The 5,656-nt window shown below is 68.1% G+C and carries 6 protein-coding genes; 3 read left to right on the top strand and 3 right to left on the bottom strand.

The features are described 5' to 3' along the window. The first annotated feature begins 132 nt into the window (after positions 1–132). Complete coding sequence (locus tag ABZV91_RS32020; protein WP_355249458.1) at positions 133–432, top strand: DUF485 domain-containing protein; 300 nt, start codon at positions 133–135, stop codon at positions 430–432. Continuing rightward, the gene (locus ABZV91_RS32015) at positions 429–1,976 is read left to right on the top strand and encodes a cation acetate symporter (RefSeq protein WP_355249457.1); all 1,548 of its coding nucleotides are present in this window, start codon (positions 429–431) and stop codon (positions 1,974–1,976) included. Before ABZV91_RS32020 ends, ABZV91_RS32015 begins: the two co-directional genes overlap by 4 nt. A gap of 67 nt (positions 1,977–2,043) precedes the next feature. Here ABZV91_RS32015 and ABZV91_RS32010 read toward each other — a convergent pair whose 3' ends face one another. The 3 genes from ABZV91_RS32010 to ABZV91_RS32000 all read right to left on the bottom strand — a co-directional run bounded on the left by ABZV91_RS32010 (position 2,044) and on the right by ABZV91_RS32000 (position 5,248). Then, on the bottom strand, positions 2,044–2,892 hold the full coding sequence (locus ABZV91_RS32010) for an MFS transporter (RefSeq protein WP_355249456.1): 849 nt from the start codon (positions 2,890–2,892) through the stop codon (positions 2,044–2,046). 218 nt (positions 2,893–3,110) lie between these two features. Then, entirely contained in the window at positions 3,111–4,151 is a 1,041-nt protein-coding gene (locus ABZV91_RS32005; RefSeq protein ID WP_355249455.1) for a 3-hydroxybutyryl-CoA dehydrogenase, read from the bottom strand. Further along, complete coding sequence (locus tag ABZV91_RS32000; protein WP_355249454.1) at positions 4,148–5,248, bottom strand: NAD/NADP octopine/nopaline dehydrogenase family protein; 1,101 nt, start codon at positions 5,246–5,248, stop codon at positions 4,148–4,150. Before ABZV91_RS32000 ends, ABZV91_RS32005 begins: the two co-directional genes overlap by 4 nt. 100 nt (positions 5,249–5,348) lie before the next feature. Between ABZV91_RS32000 and ABZV91_RS31995 the strand changes: the two genes are divergently transcribed. Then, positions 5,349–5,606 carry an AsnC family protein gene (locus ABZV91_RS31995; protein WP_355249453.1) on the top strand — a complete coding sequence of 86 codons (258 nt, stop codon included), beginning with the start codon at positions 5,349–5,351 and terminating at the stop codon, positions 5,604–5,606. The last annotated feature ends 50 nt before the right edge of the window (positions 5,607–5,656 follow it).

Here is a 5,656-nt window from a genome sequence, read left to right as displayed (position 1 = left end):
CATCGGTCACTACCTCGTCACCCACGCTGGGATTGTCAAACACGCTGCGGGGCAGCGCAAGCTGTCACCAAAACTCATTCTGAACTGATCTCTTAGCGTGTAGTAAATCACACAGCTGAAAGACGATGTCTCATGGAACAAACTCATTCCGATCCCCCCGTGCCCGGCGGGAATTCCGCTCTCGAGGATCTCGCCCGGGAACGCGCCCGCCTGGTGTTCCGGCTCGGCGCGGTGGTCCTCGTCCTGTTCTTCCCCCTGCCCGTGCTGGGCGGTTTCACCCCCGTCCTGGACACGGTGGTGGCCGGCGGCGTGACGGTCGCCTGGCTCTACGCCTTCTTCCAGTTCGCCGTGGCCATTGTGGTGGCCCGCTACTACATGACCCGCGCCGCCGAGCTAGAGGCCCGCGTCGCCCAGGAAGGCACTCGCGCATGAACATCGTCTCCGCCTCGCTGTTCGCGGCCCTGGTCGTGGTGACCCTGGTGATCACCGCCTGGGCCGCGCGGCAGAACAAATCCGCCGCCGACCACTACGTCGCCGGTGGTGCGCTCACCGGCCGGCAGAACGGTGTCGCCATCGCCGGAGATTTCATTTCCGCCGCCTCGTTCCTCGGGGTCACCGGAGCCATCGCGCTCACCGGGTTCAACGGTTTCTATCTCGCGGTGTTCGTCCCGGTCGCGTTCGTCCTGGCGCTGCTGCTCATCGCCGAACCGCTGCGCAATCTCGGCCGCTTCACGCTGGCCGATGTCCTGGCCACCCGGTTCCCGGGCAAGGACGTCCGGTCGCTGATGGCGGTCAGTACCGTGGTGATCAGCGTGGTCTACCTGGTCTCGCAGCTGGTGGGCGCGGCGCTGCTGGTATCGCTGCTGTTCGACCTCGACTACGCGGTCGCGGTGCTGATCATCGGCGCACTCACCACCGCCTACACCCTGGTCGGCGGCATGCTGGCCACCAGCTGGATCCAGATCATCAAAACGGGCCTGCTGCTCGTGTGCGCGGTGGTGCTGTTCGTCCTGGTACTGGTGCGCTTCGATTTCAACCCGTTCGGGCCGTTCAGTACCGCGCTCGCCGAATTCGGGCAGCAGTTCGTCGCCCCCCGGCGTTCCGGTGACGCGGCGTCCTTCGACCAGTTGTCGCAGACGGTCGGGCTGGTGCTCGGCGTTCTCGGCCTCCCGCACGTGATGATCCGATTCCTCACGGTGCCGAATGCGCAGCAGGCCCGTACCTCGGCCTACACCTCCATCTGGATCTTCTTCGGGTTCTATCTGATGATCCCGGTGCTCGGGTACGGCGCCGCCGTGCTGGTCGGGCCCGAGGCCATCGCCGCGGAGAACAAGGGCGGGAATCTCGCGGTCGCGCAGCTCGCCGAAACCCTCGGCGGCGGCATTCTGCTCGCGTTCGTCGCCGCGGTCGCGTTCGTGACCATCCTGGCCGCCCTGTCGGGCCTGGTCATCGCGACCTCCGGTGCCATCGCCCACGATCTGTACGGCCAGGTGCTGCGCGACGGCGCAGTATCGCCCACCGCTCAGCATCGCGCGGCCCGGATCGCCACCGTCGCCACCTGCCTGGTCGGCGTCGCCATCGCCTTTGCCGCGCAACGCCAGAATGTGGCGTTCCTGGCCTCGCTCGGTATGTCGATCGCCGCCTGCGCCAACCTCCCGGCGCTGCTGCTCACCCTGTACTGGCGCCGGATGACCGCGCGGGCCGTGATCTCGGGCATCGTGACCGGCCTGGTGCTCTCCATCGCGGTGATCGTGCTCAGTCCCGCCGTACAGGGCGCGGATTCGGTGCTGCCGTTCTCCAATCCGGCACTGGCGGTGGCGCCGATCTCCTTCCTCGTGTCCATCCTGGTGGCGCTCGTGACCGCACCGAAGGATGCTGAAGCCGCGGCCGCCGCCACCGAGTTCCGCGCGTTGCGCATCCGCGCACTGACCGGTCGTACGGCCGAACCGCCCGCGCGGGAAACCGTGTCGTCCTGACCACGGTTCGTCGATGCCGGCCACATCGTGATGAGGGGTGGCCGGCATCGACATGCCGAGTGAGTGTTCATCTACTCGACGGCTCCAGCGGAGTCGCATCGGCCGGCAACGCGTCACGCGTACCGTCGGCCGCGGACGCGCCCCACCGCGTCCGCAACGGTCTCCCGACCGCCAGCGGCGCGGTCTCCCTGCCTTTCAGCAGCGCGACCAGGCTGATCAGCATGAGCGCCGCGGCGTAGAACCCGACCGGCACCACACTGCCGGTGCCGATCACGATCCGGTTCGCGACCATCGGCGCGATACCGCCGCCGACCACTGCCCCGACCTGGTATCCGATACCCACACCGCTGTAGCGCTGCGTCACCGGGAACTGTTCGGCGAACATGGTGAACATCGGCCCGTACACGAACCCGGTCAAGGTGAAGCCGATACAGATCACCGCGATACAGGCCGCGAACGAGCCGTGGGCGGTGACCCAGAACAGCACCGGGGCGAACACCGCGGCGGAGGCCATACCGAAGCCGATCACCGTTTTGCGGCCCAGCCGGTCGGACAGATGGCTGCCGAGGACCACCGTCGCGGCGTGGCAGGCGAGGGCCGCGGTGATTCCCCAGACCGCCTGCGCACGGGAGAAGCCCCGGCCCGGGTCGGGTTCGGTCAGGAAGGACAACATGAAGGTGAACAGCAGGAACGCGTAGCAGTTCTGGCCGATGTTCACGCCGGCGGCGCGGAGTACTCCGCGCCAATCCTGGCGGAGCACCGCCAGACCACGCGGCGCGGGCCGCTCCGCATGAGAACCCGCGCCGGCGAAATCCGGTGTCTCGGAGATACGCGTCCGCGTCCAGATACCGATGATCAGGACGACGCCGCCCACCAGGAAGGGAATACGCCAGCCCCACGCGATCACCTGGTCCATCGGGAGCAGCAGCACGAGCGCGAAGGCGGTATTCGCCAGGATCGCGCCGACCGGCGAGCCGAGCGTGACGAAACATCCGTAGAGCCCGCGGCGAGACGCGGGGGCATGCTCGGCGGATGGTGCCGACCCCGGAGGCGATCGCCAGTTTCATGGGGCGCTCACGTGTTTTCGCGGGCGCGGGTGCGGGTGAATTCAGATCTGTCACAGCCGTCTCCTCATCAGTTCCGCGACCCGCCGGCAGGGCGTGTCGAGAGACCTCCGGTGGCGGCTCGGCCGGTGTGCCGCGGGAGGTTGTCGTACCTGTGTAGTTGTCCGGTCGCATCGAGCACCTGCGCGAAAGCCGCGATGCGTTGTGCCCGGTACGCGTCCAGCGCGGCGGGCTCGATATCGTAGAAACCGCCGCCGTCGGTGTTGCCGCGGCGTCCGGCGGCCATGTTCTGCTCGACCATGGGCGCAGGCCCGAAGCGCTCGCCGAGTTCGGCGCGCAGATAGTTGGAAGCGTGGAACAGCGTGTCGCATCCACCCCAGTCGATGAACTCGAGCAGTCCGAGCACGGCGAACCGTGACCCGAAGCCGATCCGGACGGCACGGTCGATCTCCGCGGCACCGGCCACGCCCTCCTCGACCATCCGGGCGGCTTCGTTCATGACCAGTGCCTGGAGTCGCGGGACGATGTAGCCCGGCGACGCGGCACAGACCACCGGCGTCTTGCCGACCGCTGACAACAGGTCGCAGGTCGCCTCGACCACCGCGGGTGCGGTCGCGGCACTCGGGCTCACCTCCACCAGCGGCATCAGGTCGGCGGGGTTCAGCCAGTGCGCGTTGAGCAGCCGTTCCGGCCGTGCGACGAATTCGGCGAGGTGACTCACGAGGAAGCTCGAGGTGGTCGATGCGATGGGTGTCTCCGCGCCGACCGCTGATTCGATCCAGGACAGGGTCGCCTTTTTGATCTCGAGTACCTCCGGCACCGCTTCGAAGACGAGGCCGGCCTCGGCCGTGGCCTCGGCCGCGAGGTCCCGGCCGACTATCCGGATCCGGTCGAGCACCCCGGGGAGGTCGGCCTCGGTCAGCAGCCCGAGCCGCACCTTGCGCTCGAGCGACAACCGGATCTCGGCCCGGGCTGCCCCGAGATACGCCTCGGTGGCGTCGCCGCGGTCTCTGAGATCGACGACGGTCACCTCGACCTTCCCGAAACCGAGGGCTGCCGCGATTCCCTGCCCCATGCGGCCGGCGCCGGCCACCGCGACCGGTGCGGTCACCGCGAGAACCCCTCGTGCAGAATCTTTTTCAACCCGTCACGATCCAGCTCGTCGAGGCCCAGGGCGGCCAGTGTCCGGCCGCCGCTGTCCGGTGTCCGGCCGGTGATCGCGCCGGCGATCGCCAGGAGGCCGCTCGCGACCGGCGTCGGTACCCCGGCCCAGCGGCCGACCGAGGTCAGCAGCGCGAGTCCGATCTCGACATCCTCGGTCATGTATCGGTGGGTGCGCAGGTCGATGTTCTCCCGCCAGTCGCCGCTGTCGGTGAGCTTCTCGTGCGCGGCGTTGCCGTACATCCATTCGTCGCCGTCCGGTGTGTAGTGGTCCGCGAGCGGGAAGTGCGGTGCGGCGTATCCCAGCGCGGTGCGGATGGCGATGCGTTCGGCGTCGAGGGCGGTGGTGACGCGGCGGATGGCGTCCTGGGTGCCCTCATTGTGGATGTCCCAGGTCGTGAAGTGTTGCAGCGGCCCGGCGTTCATGAGGATCAGCGGCGGGTGGATGATCGGGCCCGCGTTCATCAACGCCCCGCTCAGCGCGTCCTCGACGGGCTCGACCGGGTAGATCTCCGCCAGCACCGCCAGCGCCCGCTCGCTGTCGTGCGCGGGGAGGACACCGGTGGGCAGCCGCGTGGCGTATCCGCTCACGACGACGCGGCGGTCACCGTGCTTACGCGCGAGGTAGGGGAGGGTTCCGGTCTCGGCGAAGGCGACCTCGGCCGGATTACCGGCGGCCGCCACCGCCCGTGCGAAAATCACCGAGCCGAAGCTGCCCGGCGGCAGGTACACCACCTGCCCGTCGGTCAGGTGCGGCGCTATTCGTTCGGCGAGGTCCGGGTGGGAGAAGGCGGGGATCGGTACGAGGATGATCTCCGCGCCGGCCACGGCACGGCCGAGATCGGCTTCGACGGTGATGCCACCCGCGGAACCGATCGGCAGCCCACGAGGCCCGCGATGGTCGTCGATCCGGATCTCTCCCGCGTCGAGCAGCGGCGCGAAAGCATTGTGATCACGCCGCCACCAGACGATGTCGTGTCCTTTCTCGCTCATATCGGCCACTGCCGCATATGCGCCGTGTCCGCCGCCGATAACCGTGATTCTCATTCCGATAACCTCCTCGATCGCGGGCCGGGGTAATAGGCCGCCGAGATGTGAAATCGAACGTTAAAGATGCGTTCGCCGACTTTTCCGGGCATGTTGAGAAATGCAGATCGAAGGCCACCTGGTGAAGGATTCTCACGTGCCGGATGACATTGATTTCCGAATCGTTCACGCGCTGCAGTCCGCGCCGCGCGCTCCGTGGGGCGCCGTCGGGGAGGTCGCGGGCGTCAGCGCGCCGACGGCCGCGCGCCGCTGGGAACGGTTGGTCGACAGCGGTCTCGCGTGGATCGTCACCTACCCCGGCCCTGCGTATCTCAGTGGGCGTCCGGGAACTCGGTCATGCTCGGGCGAGTCGGCGTGACATGGTCATGATGGTGGCGATATAGACCATGGCCTCGTGGTGGTCGGGCC

Source organism: Nocardia sp. NPDC004568, assembly GCF_040609955.1.
Classification (GTDB): Bacteria; Actinomycetota; Actinomycetes; order Mycobacteriales; family Mycobacteriaceae; genus Nocardia.
This window is presented reverse-complemented; position numbering and strand designations above follow the sequence as displayed.